The sequence below is a fragment of the Acinetobacter sp. Colony158 genome (assembly GCF_019264745.1).
Lineage (GTDB): Bacteria > Pseudomonadota > Gammaproteobacteria > Pseudomonadales > Moraxellaceae > Acinetobacter > Acinetobacter ursingii.
The window spans coordinates 2,819,644-2,837,374 of the sequence record NZ_CP078523.1 but is presented as its reverse complement, the minus strand read 5'-3'; the positions used below and the strand labels follow the sequence as shown (position 1 = coordinate 2,837,374).

Here is a 17,731-nt window from a genome sequence, read left to right as displayed (position 1 = left end):
TGATGTTTAGATAAAATCGAACTGATCACTTTTCTATTTTCCTATCTATTTCTATCTTCTATAGCCGAAGGCATTGGTAATATTGAATTGTTTACACATTTGAGCCAGTTTCTCTAACAAGAGATACATCACAGGTGTGGTATAGAGGGTTAAGAGTTGACCCAATGCCAAACCACCCACGATCACAATGCCCAAAGGTTGTCGTAGTTCAGAACCTTCAGTTGTACTGAGTGCCAATGGAATAGCGCCTAATAAAGCTGCGGTATTGGTCATTAAAATAGGACGAAACCGCAATGCTGCCGCAGATAGAATCGATTCAAATGCTGTCTTGCCCAGCCGACGTTGCTGTAAGGTGAAATCAATCAGTAAAATTGCATTTTTTACAACAATTCCAATTAATAAAAACATGCCCAGTAAGGCGATCAGGCTAAATTCAAAATTAAATAACCAAAGTGTGAGTAAACCGCCCAAAGCCACAGCAGGAACCGTTGACAGTATCGTCAATGGATGGAGCATACTTTCATAAGTTACGCCTAACACGATATAAATCAGCACAATCACTGCTAAAAGTAACATCGGTGTGCTTAAGCCTGCTTGTAAACTTTCGGCTTCTACATCTTGATCTGTTGCAACAAAAATCTGATGAGGCAGCATGACCTGTGGCAATACACCACGAATTGCGGTCTCGGCTTGTTCAGCGGTGTAACCTTGTTTGAGTACATAACCAATACCCATTGCGGCATATTGGTTGCGTCGATGTACGCGATCATTTGTAATTCCATATGACCATGTTGCAAAGTTAGTCAGTGGTACATATTCACCGTTTTGATTCGGAACTTTGATATTTGCCAATGATTCAGGATTTTCAGTAAAACGCTTATCAATTTCCATCACGACATGAAATTGATTGGTCTGATCATAAATGGTCGAAATTTGTCGTTGTGAAAATGAGTTGTTTAGTACACTGGAAATACTTTCAATATCAACGCCTAAACGTCGTGTGGCTTCTCGATGAATATCGAGCGTGACATGCTGAGCCCCTTCATCGCCTAAAGTTTCCACCTCTTCAAGCTCAGGTAGTTTTTGCATCGCCTCTGCAACTTTCGGCGCCCATTTTCTAAGTAAGGCAACATCATCCGATTGCAATAACAGCAAATAGTCCTGCCCCCCACTTGCAGCAAAAAGATCTTCCAGATCAAGATCCTGTTGAACTCTTGCCGAAAATATTGCCCCTGCTAACCACGGAGCATTTTGACGAATTCTTTCAGCAATTTCATGCGTTGTCTGACCATCGCGTTCAGCTTTAGGTTTTAAACTAACCATAAAAAAGGAATTGGTGGTTCCACCAGCGCCGCCAGAAGTTCCAATCACATCTTTGATTGCAGGATCTTTGAGTAAACTTTGACTAAATGTCAAAATTTTAGGCTGCATAATCTGAAAAGAAAAACCATCATCCCCTCGAATGAATGTTTCGATTCGGCCTGTATCCTGCTCAGGTAAAATCTTTTTAGGCAAACTTTGATATAAATAGATTGAACCCGCAATTGCACCTAACCAAAGTAGTATCGCGAGATAAGCATGACGCATGATCCACTTTAATGAATACAAATAATGCTGTGTTAAATACTGCATCATGCGTTGGCTATACGCATATAAAACTTGATTATTCTGCGAATTTAAAGGCTTTAAACAATGGGCCGATAGACTTGGGGTTAAAATTAAAGAGACAAAAACTGAAAGAATAACAATGAAAACCAGTGTGAGCGAAAATTCCCTAAATAGCCGCTCAATGACCCCACCCATAAATAATACAGAGATAAAAATCACAATCAGTGCCAGATTCATGGCAATCAGCGTAAATCCAACCTCCCGGACGCCTTGAATAGCTGCATTAAATGGTGTTTCCCCCTGTTCAATGTGACGTTCAATATTTTCAAGAACAACAATGGCATCATCTACAACTAACCCAATCGCAACAATGACTGCCATAATAGATAAATTGTTCAGCGAAAAACCTGCCAAATAAACCAGACTTGTCGCGCCAATCAAAGTAACTAACATGGCGATGGTCGGCACAATTGCACTTTGTAGTCTTCCTAACATCAGCGCAACCACAATCACAACCAATAGCATAGAAAAAAGCAAGGTATCACGCGCTTCTTTTAAACCTGCATGAATAATTTCAGAACCATCCATGACTGTTGTCAACTGTGCATCGGCAGGAATAAGAGAATTTAATTCAGGTAGTTTTGCCTTGATTTTTTCAATCGTTGCGATGGTATTGGCATTGGGTTGTCTGCTGATTTTAATAATGACCGCAGGTTCACCATTATGGAAACCACTGACATAACGGTTCTCAACGGAATCTTCTACTTTTGCAATATCTTTTAGTCTGACAATACCCTGCGGTGTTTGATGGATAATTAAATTGTCAAAATCTGTCGCAGCTTTTAAATCGGTTGAAAGTGCAACTTGCCAACGATGTTGCTGATTTTCAATGACACCTAAGGACTGTACTACATTACTTTTTTCAACTGCTTGTCGAACTTGCTCCAAAGAAACTCCTTGGGAAATCAGAGCATTTGGATTTAACACGATACGTACCGCAGGCATTGACGCACCATCAATTTCAACCTCACCTACACCACTGATCTGGGCAAGATTGGGTTGTAACTGATTGGTCGCCAACTCATATAATTGACCTGCGGATAAATATTTGGAACTCAGCGCAAGATAAAAAATTGGGCTTTGACTGGGGTTGACCTTAAAATATTCAGGAGGGCTAGGCATACCAGAAGGCAATTGAGATATTGCGGCATTGATAGCGGCCTGTACTTCACGCGCTGCTTCATTGATATCTGTATCTAGATCAAAATGCAACGTGACTTGGGTCGAGTTTTGGCTACTAGATGAATTAATCGCTTTGATGCCAGACACCCCTATCATGGCGCGCTCCAGTGGCGTTGCCACTGTAGCCGACATACTTTCAGGACTTGCACCAGGTAAATTTGCACGTACTACAATTGTAGGGATATCTGCCTGAGGCAAAGCCGCGACGGGTAAACGAAAATATGCCAATACGCCAAGCAAAATCATGGCTATGCCCAATAAAACGCTAGCAACAGGTCGATGAACAAACAGAGCAAATATATTCAAGTGATTGCTCCTGATTCATCAACAGATGGATTTATCTTGTTCTGCTGATGCTTAATTCGTTGTAAACGATCGAAAAACAGATAAACCACAGGCGTGGTAAATAAAGTGAGAATTTGGCTTAGGATAAGACCACCAACCATTACAATACCGAGTGGTTGACGTAATTCAGCGCCAGAACCAGACGCTAGCATGAGAGGAATTGCACCAACAAGTGCGGCTAATGTCGTCATTAAAATCGGTCTAAAACGCATTAAGGCAGCCTGATAAATCGCTTGTTCAGGAGATAAACCTTCATTGCGTTGAGCTGCCAGTGCAAAATCGACCATCATGATGCCGTTTTTTTTCACGAGTCCAATGAGCAAAATAATCCCGATCAGCGCGATCATATCGAGTGGCTGGTTGACTATAAATAATGCCAATAATGCACCAATGGCTGCGGACGGTAGCGTAGAAAGAATGGTAATGGGATGAATAAAACTTTCGTACAAAATACCCAGTACAATGTACATCGTTACAATTGCAGCAATGACTAGCCAGAAAGTATGTTGTCGCGAATTTTCAAAAGCGGCTGCTGCACCTTGTAAACTCAGATTGATTTCAGCAGGAGGTTTTAGTTCCTGTTCTACTCGCTTGATCGCTCGAATCGCTTCACCAAGTGATACACCTTGCGCCAGATTAAATGAAATTGTATTGGCTGGAAATTGTGCTTGTTGTTGCAAAACACTTGCCACTCTTTTTTGCTCAATACTTGCCACAGCACTCAGTTGGATTGCTTCACCATTTGCATTATGAATATAGGTCTGATTTAAACCATCAAGCCCTTGGGTCAATGCGGGATCAAGTTCCAATACAATCCGATATTGATTGGACTGTGTATACAAAGTCGCAATCTGGCGTTGTGCAAATAAATTTTGCAATGCCAGACTAATATCTTCAATGGAAAGCCCTAAACGCGCTGCGGCATCTCGATTGACATCAATATAAGCCTGCAATGCTTGTCCACCATTTTCACTGGTGACATCTGAAAACTCAGGCTGTTGCTTTAATGCATCAACTAAAACAGGTGTCCATTGTTGTAAATCTTGAGTTTTTGCTGTGCTGAGACTGAGTTGGTATTGGGTACGACTAATTTTGTCTTCAATACTTAGTTCCTGAACGGGCTGCATCCAAGCATGAATCCCTTGTACATCAGCAAGTTGATCTCGTAATCGATCAATCACCTGCTCCGCCGAACTTCGCTCTGCATGTGGTTTTAAATTAATTAGAATACGGCCATTACTGAGTTTTGGATTATTGGCATCAATGCCAATAAATGAGGACAAACTCGCAACAGCGGGATCTTTTAAAATCTGTGCGGCCAAGTTTTGCTGACGTTCACTCATCACCTGAAAAGAAATATCATCTGGTGCTTCAGTCACCACTTGGATGACACCACTATCCTGCACAGGAAAAAACCCTTTAGGAATCATCCAATACAAAACACCTGCTAAAATCACGGTACTCAACATAATACCGAGCATGAGTGGTTGATGTTTAAATACCCATTGTAATGCTTTTGCATAGCGGTCAATGACTTGATCCAGACTCCATCGGCTATTTTTTTGATGATGTTTATTTTCTTTAAGTAAGTAAGCACACATCATCGGCGTAAGCGTTAAAGACACCACTAGTGACAGTGCAATAGCGGCCGCTAAAGTCACCGCGAATTCATGAAATAAGCGTCCGACGACATCGCCCATAAACAGCAATGGAATCAAAACGGCAATTAATGAAATAGTCAATGAAATCAGGGTAAATCCAATTTCCTTAGAACCTTTGAGTGCAGCCTGTAATAGATTTTCCCCTGCTTCACGATGCCGCGTAATATTTTCCAGCATGACAATCGCATCATCAACCACAAAACCAGTGGCGATGGTCAGAGCCATGAGCGTCAGGTTATTTACCGAGAACCCGAGAAAATACATCAATACAAAAGTGCCAATAATCGATAATGGCACGGCAATACTGGGAATTATGGTCGCGGACAAATGTCTTAAGAAAAGGAAAGTGACCATCACCACCAGACACACTGCAAAAACCAGTTCTTTTTGTACATCACGGATCGAACTCCGAATGCTTTCAGTACGATCCGTCAAGACTCGAATTTTTACACTTTCAGGTAGATTTTTTTGCAATTCAGGTAAAATATTTTTGATCTGGTCTGCGACCTGAATCACATTGGCATTGGGCTGACGTTGTACATTGACTAAGATTGCAGACTGCTGATCTGCCCAAGCTGCCATATAGCGGTCTTCACTTCCTTCCTGAATCTGTGCAACATCTTTCAAACGAATAGGTGCACCATTGTTCCAGCGCAAAATCAAATTCTCATAATCTGCAATAGAACGAATCTGATCATTGGCATCTAGCATCGTGGTTCGATATGGCCCATCAAAACTGCCTTTAGGCTGATTGGCATTGGCGGAATTAATGGCTGAACGAACATCTTCAGCACTCATTTTATAAGCTGCCAGTGCTGTTGGATTCATTTGAACACGTATAGCGGGACGTTGCCCACCCGCCAAACTGACCATTCCCACACCAGATAATTGTGATAATTTTTGTGCGATGCGAGTATCCACCATGTCATAAACAGTGGTGAGCGGCAAAGTATCTGAACTGACCGCCAAAGTAATCACCGGCACATCGGCAGGATTTACTTTTCGGTAAATAGGTGGCGTCGGTAGATCATTGGGCAATTTACTACTTGCTGTACTCAATGCCGACTGAACTTCTTGTTCAACCACCCCTAACTTAGCACTCAGTTCAAATTGTAAAGTAATGACAGATGCACCAATGGAACTGTTTGAGGACATCTGCTTGAGTCCAGCAATTTTGCCCATTTCACGTTCGAGTGGTGCTGTAATGGTTCTTTGAACCGTATCCGGATTAGCACCTGGTTGAAAGGTATAGACCTGAATAATGGGATAATCCACTTGCGGTAATGCCGAAACAGGTAAAAACCGCCAAATCAACAAGCCACTAAATAGCAGTGCCAGCATTAACAAAGTGGTGGCAACGGGCCGTAGAATAAAGAAACGGGAAATATTCATTGCACTTAACCACGTGCTGTTTTTGTTGTTGCAGATGGCGCTTTTTCATCTTGAACAACTTGAGCTTCTTTACCTTCAGAAAGACGGTCTATTCCTTCTAAAACGACTCGCTCATTGCCTTGTAATCCTTCTAAAATCTCTGTTTGTCCATTCGAACTCATCCCCAGTTTAAGCATGCGAATTTCAGCTTTATTGTCTTTATTAATGATATAAACATAAGCCCCTTTAGCACCGTTTTGAATTGCATCTGTGGGAATATTGATTGCATTTTGAATGGTTTGAGCATTTAAACGGACATTGACAAATTGATTTGGAAATAACGCATCATCGAGATTTTCAAAAATAGCTTTGAGTTTTAAAGTCCCTGTATGGGTATCAATCTGATTATCAAGTGCTTCCACATATCCTGTCGCAAGCTGTTTTTTTTCTGAGCGATCCCACGCAGTAACTTGAACTTTCTGACCCTTTTGCACAGAAGCTCGCAACATGTCCAGATAATTTTCTGCGACCGCAAACTGGACATAAATTGGATGTACCTGTGTAATGCTGACTAGACCTGCTTCTTCATTGGCTTGGATTAAATTTCCCGCATCTTTTTGTTTAAAACCGACACGACCTTCAATGGGCGCATAAATTCGGGTATAAGAAAGTTGTAACTTTGCTGCATCGACCTGTGCCTGATTTGCCTGAATTTGTCCTTTTAACTGATTCACTAACGCTTGTTGCTGTTCAACTTGTTGTCTGGCAATCGAATCTTGTTTAAAAAGTAATTGATATCTGTTTAATTCAGTTTCAGCATTACGCAATTGAGCCAGGTTTTGCTGTTGGGTTCCCTTTGCCTGAGCTAAAGCAACATTAAAGGGTGCTGAATCAATTTGAGCCAGAAGTTGCCCTTTGCTGACATATTGCCCGTCTTTAAAATAAATTTTTTGTAAAACACCAGAAACCTGACTTTGAACTTTAACAAGATGCGTGGGAACAACAGTTCCAATCGCCTTAATTTCAAATTGCATATCATTTCGTTGTACAGGGATTACACGTACAGGTACTGGTTTACTCCACTGGCTATATTCCTGTGTTGGAACTTGATTCGATTTCCACCAGTAAATTGCCAATGCCATCGACAATATGACAATTGCGAATAGCACAAACCATTTTGTATTTTTTGGGAGAGTTTGAGATTTTTTTTCAACATTCAACGGTTGTTCTATCATTACATTCACTTAAATCGGTATCCATATTGATCAAATTATTTTCATCCTGCTTCCCCTTAAAAGCGTGTTGAAATGGATGAAATTGGTATTTATATTAACTAAGACGTTTGAACCCGCAAAAAAGGATCAATTTTCGTGTAAGCAATTGTATATGATTTTTATAAATGATTCTCATTATTATTAAAAATAGCTTAAATTTTTCGAAAAAATCCAATTAAATTTTATTTTGAGTTTTTATTGATTATAAATTCTCTTTCATAAGCCCCTGTTATCTCTAGCGATGGCAGAAAATAAAAGGGGTTTTTAAATAACGATGAAAGAAGTCTCATGATCAATGAACTTTTATTGATCCGATATCAGCCATTTATTCTGAACATTGACACGTTTTGGAATAAAAATAAGAGAACACAGTAATAGAATCCCAGCAATCCAGTAAGGCAATTCGTTTTTATAGTGATAAAGCAACGTTGCAATCAATGGTGAAACCAGCATCGACAGGCCTTGTGCCGCAGAAATGAGTCCTGATGCAGCCCCTTGTTCATGGGCATCAACAGCAAGTGAAGTCATGGTATTGATCATCGGCAGAATTAAACCGCCCCCAATACCCATAATCACAGCACTGAAGATAAAGAAAAATAAACCTTGAGTAAGTGTAAATAAAATCGTTCCAAGCGCCATGCATAAAATTCCTATGCCAAGTAGGAATAGATGACGTTTAGGTTTTAACCTGGAAATCAAAACTTGTACGATAATTAAAGTCAAACCGACAGCACTGAGTGTCATTCCGCTAACAGTCGCACTTTGTTGCTGTGTCGCCAAATTTAAATGATCTTTGCTAAAAAAACCGATACACATATTAAAAGTAAAAATGCAATTCATGGTGAGGAACATCACCAATACTTCAAACCAGATGCGTGAATCGGTCATTTTTAGATATGTTTTCTCAGAAAGCTCTAAAACCTGTCTGTCGCTTTCCTGCACTTTAAAATAAGTCAACATCAAGGCAAATAAAGGTAAAATTGCTGCACAATAAAAAGCAAAACTTAGATCTAAACCAGATAATAAACCTCCGATAAAAGGCCCTAAAAAAATGGCAATACCCGCCGCTGCACCAAGCATAGCAATCTTTGACGCACGTTCTTCAGGTGCATAATGATCTGCAATATAACCCACCATGACTGGATTGATCCCAGAGAAAAAAGCAGCAATAATACAACGCAAAATCAGCATCACCAGTAACATGATTAAAATGCTTAAGGGGTGTTGCAGTGTGTAACCAATAAAAACAGCCCATATCAAATAAAAGATAAAGAAACCCAATGTGAGCGGTAATAATACTTTTTTACGTCCCAACTCATCACTACGCTGTCCCCAGAATTTTGCACTGAGCATCCAGAACAAACCTGAAAGACTGACAATCAAACCTGCATGCCATTCTTGGAGACCTTGTGTCCTAATCACTGGTCCAATGGCTGGTAAAATCATCATAAAAGCCATTTGTAGTAGCATATAACTTAAAAATAACGCCTTCATATTATTCATTTTTTAGCTGACCTATCTTTAATTTCGCATGATTTTAAATTATTTCAACTCTAATTATAATGATAATTATTATCATTTAAAAGTGATTTATCATCTTTGGATGGTCGTTATCGCAGATAAAAGAACTCAAAATGTACCCAACAGCAAATTTAATAACAAAATCATCTGTTGTAATTCGTATGAAAATCTCAATATATCTTCCTGACTAATTGTAATAGACGATGTAGACTAATCCTTAAACGTTAAATTTCATATTTAATCAATAGCTTATAAACTTCATAAATTTAACATAAATTTATGAAGTTTTCAGATTATAAAGGAGTTATCCATGACCACCCTGCCAAACACTATGCGACATATTGAAATCTCACAACCGGGTGAACCTGAAGTTTTAAAAATTGTTGAAGCTGAGATTCCTCAACCGAAATCCAATGAAATTTTGATTCAGGTCAAAGCTGCTGGAATCAATCGTCCTGATGTATTGCAGCGTAAAGGACTCTATCCTATGCCTAAAGGAGTTACCCCGATTCCTGGACTTGAAGTGGCAGGGATTGTGGCAGCGATTGGTGAGAATGTTCGAGATTTTAAAATTGGTGATCGAGTTTGTGCACTCACCAATGGTGGTGGTTATGCAGAATATTGCATCGTACCTGCAACTCAAACGCTAATTATTCCAGAAAATTTAAATTTTGTTCAGGCAGCAGCAATTCCTGAAACCTATTACACAGTGTGGGCAAATCTATTTGATATTGGTCAACTCAAAGTTGGAGAAACTGCCTTGATTCACGGTGGTGCAAGCGGAATCGGAACAACCTCTCTCTCCATTTGCCATGCGTTGGGTATTCAGACTTTTTGTACAGTAGGAGCTGATGCGAAAGTTGATGAACTTAGCGAGATAAGTACAGCAATCAACTACAAAAAAGATGATTTTGAAAAAATTGTCTTAGAAAAAACAGAGCAAAAAGGCGTTGATGTTATTTTGGATATTGTGGGTGCGAAATACTTTACCCAAAATATGAATCTGCTTAAACGAGATGGACGTTTGGTTATTCTGGGTTTTATGGGGGGACGTATCGCAAAAGAATTTGACCTACAGCAACTTATTTTAAAACGTGCCAAAGTCACAGGTTCAACCATGCGCGCGCGAACTGATCAAGAAAAAGCTGAGATTACTCAATCATTAAAGCAAACGGTTTGGCCATTATTAGAACAAGGTAAAAGTCTTCCTATTATTTATAAAACCTTTGCATTTGAAGATGTGGCGAAAGCACATGCAAGCATGGAACAAAGTGAGCATATTGGTAAAATTGTCTTGGAACTAAACTAGTTTATAACGTTGGGAGGAACGCAACCTCCCTTTTATTCAAATAAAATTCTGAACCAAGTGCAAAGGAAAATTTTTTCTGCGAACGAACAAGTGTTATATTATAACAATATTCAAGATTTAAGATGCCTACATGATTTCTGTCAAATATTTATTGAGTACAAGTCTTTTTATCTTAGGATTAACCGCATGTAGCCAATCCCCTCAAAGAACCTCATTTCCTGAAAATATTGCTAAAACTCCGGAAATTAAAAAATTACATAAACATACGCCTGTTTCTTATTTTGTCTGGATTGCACATCCGCGCAATGCCGATCGAGTGAAAAGTTATAAATACTATTTAAAGCAACAAGGTGTACAACTCGTTGCTCCAGATTTTGAGTTTTTCCGTTCAGCGCGGGGTTGGCAAGAATGCCATTATGATGAATACGATGTGCCAGAACCGAATGTATGGCCGAATATTGTTCCAACTCTAAATTTGTTATCGCATTTAGTCAAAAATGGCATATTGGATGATTTCGAACTGACCTCTAGCTATCGTTCCCCTACTCTAAATAGCTGTGTAAATGGAACGAAGTCATCGAGTCATATGCAAAATGCAGCAGTTGACTTTCGCATAGGTCCAGAATTTCCCAATGCAAGTGATCGCATCGACATCGCAAATAGTAAGCTAAAACTGTGCAAATTTTGGCAAACTGAAGGACAAAAATATAATATGGGTTTAGGCGTCTACAGTACAGGTCAAATTCATATCGATACCAAAGGCTTTCGAACTTGGGGACCTGATTTAAGCTGGCACAGCTCAATCTGCGCAGAGATCATCCCTTAAGAAAAAGTTGTGCCGTTATATTTTTACTGGAGTTCGAGTGATTTGGTACATTTTTGTCCAGAAAGCTTGCCAAAGTGCTAAATAACGCTGGGCAATGTCACGTAATTCTGATTCATTTTCGGGATGAATCGCCTGAATGAACAGTGACCAAAGATCATTTGCATGGTTATCATCATTGGCTAGATTATCCTGATCATTGGCAAAACCGTGACATGCGTAATAGCCCTGATCAAACATTTCACCAAATTTTTTCAGATTAACATGCAAAGCTTCACTAAAAATAATGACCTGTTTTTCAGTAATCGATAAAATAACTAATAACGCTAAGTAATTGTCATAGTGTTCACGAATAAAATTCTGAACCTCTAAGGCTTCAGATTCGATATTGTTTTGAGAAAGAGGATCTGCACCAAAGGTTTCCAAAATTTTTAAATAATAAGCAAGATGAGACTTCGCAGCAGAACTTTGCTCAAGCTGCGCAGTATCAAATCCTAATTCATCCAGTAAATTAAGGGAAAGCAAATAACGTGCATAAATTTTGGATAAAATTCGATTTTGAGTATAAATATTTGAATTATTTTCCAACTGATGTGCTTGAAAAATCAGCATACTCAAGGCATCGGTAAAAATTTTCACGATACAATTTAAGTAATTGATATGTATTATTTTTAACTGTTGTAGATCTAACTGTTGTGCTTTCAGATTTTTTAAAATGTCGTGCTCAAATAAAGCATGCTGATCAATCTCTACTTTGAACTGTTTCACTAACTCTGTATTGGATGTCCATATATCGACTGGGATCGCATTTTGAATAAAAGCAATTGCTTCAGTACGTGAGTGTTCAGATTGCGTAAATGAAAGATTCTGAATCATGGACTTATACTTCATATACAGAGTATTCAGTATATAAAAAAACAAATAACTGATCTATAGTCAAACTCGATGCACGATAAAAAATTTTAAAAATAAGTAAGTTATGGCAAATCAGACGGAAGAAAATCGGCTATTTGAACTGATCGTTTGTATTATCTTATAAACGTGACAAAACCACGCTAAGTGGTTAAATTTTTATCACATTTTCATTTAAGCTTTAACTTAAATGTTATACTGTAGAAATTATTTACTAAATTATCTAATTATCGCCGCTGTACGCCAAATGATGATGTATTTAGCAGGAATCCAAAAATATGTCGAAAAAAGATGACATTATTCATACCGCCTTACGTCTTTTTAACGCCAATAGCTATAACTCAGTTGGTGTAGATCGTATTATTCAAGAGTCAGGTGTTGCTAAAATGACTTTTTATAAATACTTTCCTTCAAAAGCCAGACTAATCGAAGAATGTTTAGATCAACGTAATATGAATTTACAAGAATCTCTAACTGCGTCATTAGACGCATGCGATCAAAATGACTTTCTAGGTCGAATTAAAGCGATTTATTTTTGGTATTCGGCATGGTTTCATACTGATGATTTTAATGGCTGTATGTTTCAAAAAGCAGTCGAAGAAGTCTTTAAAATCTATCCTTCCACCATTCGTCCAGCACTTGAATATAAAGAATGGTTGACCAGTACAATTCTTGACTTATTGCAGCATCTTCAAATAAAAAAAACCGCCTCTCTTGCCAATCTATTGGTGAGTATTTTGGATGGGATGACCATGCAAGCGCAAATTGATAAAGATTCAGTTGATATTGATGAGTATTGGGCGCGCGTTGAACGTTTGATTGAATTTGAAAGACAAATGTAAAGAAATAAAGCGTGATTGATATTCTTATTTTATTTTTATCATTGTTTTATTTCACGCTTGCGTCTGAAACCTAAGCAACTTTATCAATAAAATAAATTTATTTAAAAAGTTGAATGTGCATAATTAAATTATGCCTTCTTATTTATTAGTACATATACGTGGAGATTTATGTACTAATCTTAGAAAACATAATGATGTTGATTTTCATGCTTGTACCCTCTCTTTGTTTTATCAAACTTAACAATCTAAAATTATTATAAAGTTATACATACAGGTCTGTATGAATATTTCTTATTATAAATAAGTTCTAGAAAAGCACAACTTTTTTTTCAAATGACATCTTTTTAGATTTTCTACATTCACTCATAATTTGCTCTAATTATGATTTAGTAGCGTTATTATTTTTATAAAATTCCTGTAAAATTAATTATGTTAAGATTTTATTTCACGTCATTTGGATGCATTCGTTCTATACTAATGCCCGCGGTAAAATTGAGGGTAAAATGATGCAAAAAGAGTTCCAAATCGAGCAGATGAGAAATTCAGCCGATAAGGTTGTCACTATTCTAAAGTCTCTGGCGAATACAGACCGCTTACTAATTTTGTGCCATCTTGCACAAGAAGAACTCAACGTATCTCAGATTGAAGAACGAACCCACATTACGCAACCCACACTTTCGCAACAGTTAATGATGTTACGTAAAAGTGAAGTGGTCGATACCCGTCGTGCAGGCAAGCAGATTTTTTACTCGATCAAAGACCAAAAAATGGTTGAAGTTTTAGGCACACTTTATCGTCTTTATTGTCCCGTAATAATTTAGTTTTTTTATTGTATATCAGTATATTACTGTCTTTAAATTCAGTATATTTTTGAACTCTTTTAAAAAAAACTTAAGCTTCAAGGTCATTCTGTATAAAATACTTTTTTTGCTGATTTAGCTGTATGTCGCTAAGGCTTGTTTATGTTATCGATTTTTTCTCGTCTGAGTCTTGTTACCAAGATATTGATTGCCATTATTTTAGGTTTTTTTGTAGCTGTATTTTTCCCAAGTTTTACGCCTTATTTAAGTTTACTTGGCGAGTTATTTATTAAAGCATTAAAGTCGGTTGCTCCCATTTTAGTTTTTGTGTTGGTCATGAGCTCTATTGCCAATTTTAAAGTGGGTCATAATGCCAATCTAAGACCTATACTAATTTTATACGCTGTTGGCATGATTTTAGCTGCCTTATGTGCCATTGTGGCCAGTCATTTTTTCCCAAGTTTTTTGTATCTCAATGCCGATGCTCAAACCGAGCTACAGCCTGCAAGTAGCCTGAGTGAGATTTTAAAAAATCTACTGCTGAGTTTCGTAGCAAATCCAGTGCAAGCGATTGCTGAAGCAAACTTTATTGGCATCTTGGGTTGGGCTGTTGGCTTGGGTATTGCTTTACGACATAGTTCAGATACAACTAAACAAGTTTTGACAGATATATCGTTAGCGGTGAATCAAATTATTCAAGTGGTGATTAGTTTTGCGCCGTTGGGTATTTTTGGTCTTGTTGCAGTGACATTTGCCGATGCAGGTTTGGCAACTTTAAAAAATTATGCTCAATTAATTGCGGTTTTATTAGGGACTATGGTTTTTGTCGCTTTGGTCATCAACCCAATTTTAGTGGCAATCGTGATTCGTTCAAATCCGTACCCTCTCGTGCTGAAATGTTTAAGAGAAAGTGGCATCACTGCATTTTTTACTCGAAGCTCAGCAGCCAATATTCCAGTCAATCTAGATTTGGCCAAACGTTTAGGGGTAAATGAGGCAACCGCTAGTGTTGCTATCCCGCTTGGTGCCACGATTAATATGGCCGGAGCGGCAGTGACAATTACGGTATTAACGCTGGCAGCCGTGCATACTTTAGGTATTCATGTTGATATTCTTACTATGATTATTCTATCTATTGTTGCTACAGTATCAGCATGCGGTGCTTCAGGTGTTGCTGGCGGTTCATTATTATTAATTCCAGTAGCCTGTGGTTTATTCGGTATTCCTTCTGATGTCGCTATGCAAGTCGTTGCGATTGGCATGGTGATTAGTGTATTACAGGATTCAAGCGAAACTGCACTGAATTCATCAACAGATGTGATATTTACAGCAGCGGTTGATATTGCATCAAAAAAATAACTATCGCTCAGGTTGAGGTCTTATGCCTTTTCAAAGTTTACCAAATTGGGTGCAATTTGCAGCATTTTTACTCGCGATGAATGCTGGAATGATTAACGTGTTATCATTGATTACGGTGTTGCATCAATCCATTTCTCACATGACCGGCAATGTCAGTATGTTGGCAATGGATTTGGTAGACTGGAAAGTCCATAATATTATTTATCTGGTTTTTGTTATTATTTGCTTCGTACTTGGTTCATTTTATAGTGGCTTTATACTTGGAAATAGTCAGTTCCAGTTAGGTCGTCGCTATGGTATTCCACTAAGTCTAGTCGCTTTATTTATTTTTATTTCGTGGTTGCTACTTCCATATTTCCCTCGTTATGGGCTACTTTGGGCATGTGCAGCCATGGGAATACAAAATGCGATGGTGAGTCATTACAAAGGTACAATTATTCGTACCACACATTTATCGGGAGTTCTCACCGATATTGGTTTGGCTCTTGGTTATAAAGCACGAGGTTTACCGCTAGATAAACGCCGTATTACTTTGCATTTGCTGATTTTAATCGGATTCTTTTTGGGTGGAGTCGCTGCCACGCTGATCCATCCGCTACTCTCTATTCAGGCCTTTTTAGTTCCTGCAACTTTAAGTTTGATTCTCAGTATCGCTTACTGGTTCATTTATCTTCGTCATTCTTCTTTGCATCAATAGTTTTGGAAATAGTTATGGTTAAAAATGCACTACAGGCACAACTGCTTAAAGCAGGTTTAGTCGATAATAAAAAAGCAAAAAAGTTGAATAAACAAACTCAACACGAACACCGCACGGGTCAAAGTAATGAAGCCGAGTTAAAAGCGAATATTGAAAAGAATAAGCTCGACAAGCTTGAAAAGGATCAAGCACTCAATCAGGAAAAACAGCGTCTGTTAGAAGAAAAAGCATTAAAAGCAGCTATTATTCAGATGATTTCTCAACATAAAATCAAAGAATTTGAAGGTGATATCGCCTACCAGTTTATTGACGACAACAAAGTCAAAAAGGTCTATATCTCTCAGACTATTTATAATGCCTTAGTGTCTGGTAGTTTAGTGATTGCAAAGGATCAGGAAAGCTACGCCTATTTGCCTAAAGCCCTGGCTGATAAAATTAATCAAAAGATGGAAGGATTCATTCTGGTCAATCATGCTCAAAGCAATGAGCAAACCACCGATGAGGAAGATCCATACGCGGCTTATGTTATTCCAGACGATTTAATGTGGTAAATCTACTGAGTTAAATATTTGATTTTATTATTGTAAAAAGTCTGATTTAAATCGTATAAAAAAAGTATCTTTATACAATGTTACAAAGCCAAGCCTTTACACTCTACACAATTATTCATTTGTACAAAGGTGTAAAGGTTTGGATTTCTTAAAGCTTTTCCGTGATGTCGAAAACTGGATTAACCAATATCCATGGCTTGAGATGTTGACGTCACTCGGTATCCTTATTTTTTTAGCGATAATTGCCAATTTTGTTGCGAAACAAGTGGTTGTTCGTGGTATTCGCAAACTCATCAGCAAAATTAAATCCGCAAACCAGTCCATTTTTGCACAGCATAGTGTGATTCGTCGTATTGCCAATATTGTTCCTGCGATTGTCATTATGAATGGCATTACCACTGTTCCCCATCTATCTGAAAAAATAATTATTTTTGTACAGATGGCATCGCAAGCCTTTATCTTTTTAACCATTGCCCTTGCGATCAGCGAAATGCTGAACATCTTTAATCTGGTTTATCAACGCAATCCCAACGCTAAAAATAAACCAATTAAAGGTTATTTACAGCTGGTTAAGTTGATGATTTTCATCGTCTGCGCTTTGATGGTTTTAGGTACATTCCTCAAAAAAGATGTATTTACCTTGCTGGCGGGTTTTGGTGCAATGGCAACCATCTTAATGTTGGTCTTTCAAAATACCATTCTTTCATTGGTCGCCAGTGTTCAGATTTCATCCTACGATATGGTACGTATTGGCGACTGGATTTCGATGCCATCACTCAATGCGGATGGCGATGTCATTGATATGTCATTACATACGGTGACCGTACAGAATTTTGACAAAACATACACCACCATTCCAACCAATAAGCTAGTTACTGATACTTTTATAAACTGGCGTGGTATGAGTGAAGCTGGTGCTCGACGCATTAAGCGAGCATTATTTATTGACCAAAGCAGTGTTCATTTTATGACTGAACATGAACAAGAGAAGTTAAAGAATTTTTTATTACTAGATCAATATTTAGACACCAAGCAATCTGAACTGGAAAATTTTAATCATCAGCTGAGCAATCAGACCGTATATAACCAGCGTCGTTTAACCAATCTTGGTACATTTCGCGCCTACATCGAGTTTTATTTAAAACAACATTCTGGAATTGCGCAGAATCAGTCCTTAATGGTACGTCAATTACAACCGACCAGTGATGGTTTGCCACTTGAAATCTATGCATTCACAAATACCACTGTATGGACTGCCTATGAAGCGATACAATCAGATATCTTTGATCATTTACTCGCAATTATTCCAGAATTTGGATTAAGAATTTATCAAGCACCTTCAGGTGCTGATGTGAAATCTTTATCATCGGGTATAATCGTTGAGAATTTTACGCAAAAAAATTAAGAGACTATTAT

General features: G+C 38.1%; 13 protein-coding genes. 8 read left to right on the top strand and 5 right to left on the bottom strand.

The window, feature by feature from the left end:
* Positions 1–51: 51 nt before the first annotated feature.
* From JR005_RS11615 to JR005_RS11600, 4 genes are all read right to left on the bottom strand, one after another.
* Positions 52–3,156, bottom strand: a complete 3,105-nt coding sequence (locus JR005_RS11615) for an efflux RND transporter permease subunit (RefSeq protein ID WP_218665104.1) — start codon at positions 3,154–3,156, stop codon at positions 52–54.
* Positions 3,153–6,248 (bottom strand): multidrug efflux RND transporter permease subunit, encoded by a 3,096-nt coding sequence (locus tag JR005_RS11610; RefSeq protein ID WP_218665103.1) that lies wholly within the window; start codon positions 6,246–6,248, stop codon positions 3,153–3,155. Before JR005_RS11610 ends, JR005_RS11615 begins: the two co-directional genes overlap by 4 nt.
* A gap of 5 nt (positions 6,249–6,253) precedes the next feature.
* Positions 6,254–7,462, bottom strand: a complete 1,209-nt coding sequence (locus JR005_RS11605) for an efflux RND transporter periplasmic adaptor subunit (protein WP_218665102.1) — start codon at positions 7,460–7,462, stop codon at positions 6,254–6,256.
* Between the two features lie 342 nt (positions 7,463–7,804).
* Positions 7,805–9,004, bottom strand: a complete 1,200-nt coding sequence (locus JR005_RS11600; protein WP_218665101.1) for an MFS transporter — start codon at positions 9,002–9,004, stop codon at positions 7,805–7,807.
* A 328-nt stretch (positions 9,005–9,332) separates the two neighbouring features.
* Here JR005_RS11600 and JR005_RS11595 point away from each other — a divergent pair, with 328 nt between their 5' ends.
* On the top strand, positions 9,333–10,331 hold the full coding sequence (locus JR005_RS11595) for an NAD(P)H-quinone oxidoreductase (protein WP_218665100.1): 999 nt from the start codon (positions 9,333–9,335) through the stop codon (positions 10,329–10,331).
* Between the two features lie 130 nt (positions 10,332–10,461).
* On the top strand, positions 10,462–11,157 hold the full coding sequence (locus JR005_RS11590; RefSeq protein ID WP_218665099.1) for a D-Ala-D-Ala carboxypeptidase family metallohydrolase: 696 nt from the start codon (positions 10,462–10,464) through the stop codon (positions 11,155–11,157).
* 15 nt (positions 11,158–11,172) lie between these two features.
* Here the strand turns inward: JR005_RS11590 and JR005_RS11585 are convergent, their stop codons facing one another.
* Positions 11,173–12,030, bottom strand: a complete 858-nt coding sequence (locus tag JR005_RS11585) for a hypothetical protein (RefSeq protein WP_218665098.1) — start codon at positions 12,028–12,030, stop codon at positions 11,173–11,175.
* A 314-nt stretch (positions 12,031–12,344) separates the two neighbouring features.
* Here JR005_RS11585 and JR005_RS11580 point away from each other — a divergent pair, with 314 nt between their 5' ends.
* The 6 genes from JR005_RS11580 (at position 12,345) to JR005_RS11555 (ending at position 17,720) form a co-directional block, all read left to right on the top strand.
* Entirely contained in the window at positions 12,345–12,908 is a 564-nt protein-coding gene (locus JR005_RS11580; protein ID WP_004997953.1) for a TetR/AcrR family transcriptional regulator, read from the top strand.
* A 506-nt stretch (positions 12,909–13,414) separates the two neighbouring features.
* A complete protein-coding gene (locus JR005_RS11575; protein ID WP_004997954.1) occupies positions 13,415–13,729 on the top strand; it encodes an ArsR/SmtB family transcription factor in 315 nt (104 codons plus the stop codon).
* 141 nt (positions 13,730–13,870) lie between these two features.
* A complete protein-coding gene (gene sstT, locus JR005_RS11570) occupies positions 13,871–15,067 on the top strand; it encodes a serine/threonine transporter SstT (RefSeq protein ID WP_004987761.1) in 1,197 nt (398 codons plus the stop codon).
* Between the two features lie 22 nt (positions 15,068–15,089).
* A complete protein-coding gene (locus JR005_RS11565; protein WP_218665097.1) occupies positions 15,090–15,764 on the top strand; it encodes a YoaK family protein in 675 nt (224 codons plus the stop codon).
* A gap of 14 nt (positions 15,765–15,778) precedes the next feature.
* Positions 15,779–16,315, top strand: a complete 537-nt coding sequence (locus JR005_RS11560) for a DUF2058 domain-containing protein (protein WP_004987765.1) — start codon at positions 15,779–15,781, stop codon at positions 16,313–16,315.
* A 139-nt stretch (positions 16,316–16,454) separates the two neighbouring features.
* Positions 16,455–17,720, top strand: a complete 1,266-nt coding sequence (locus tag JR005_RS11555; protein ID WP_218665096.1) for a mechanosensitive ion channel family protein — start codon at positions 16,455–16,457, stop codon at positions 17,718–17,720.
* Positions 17,721–17,731 lie beyond the last annotated feature (11 nt).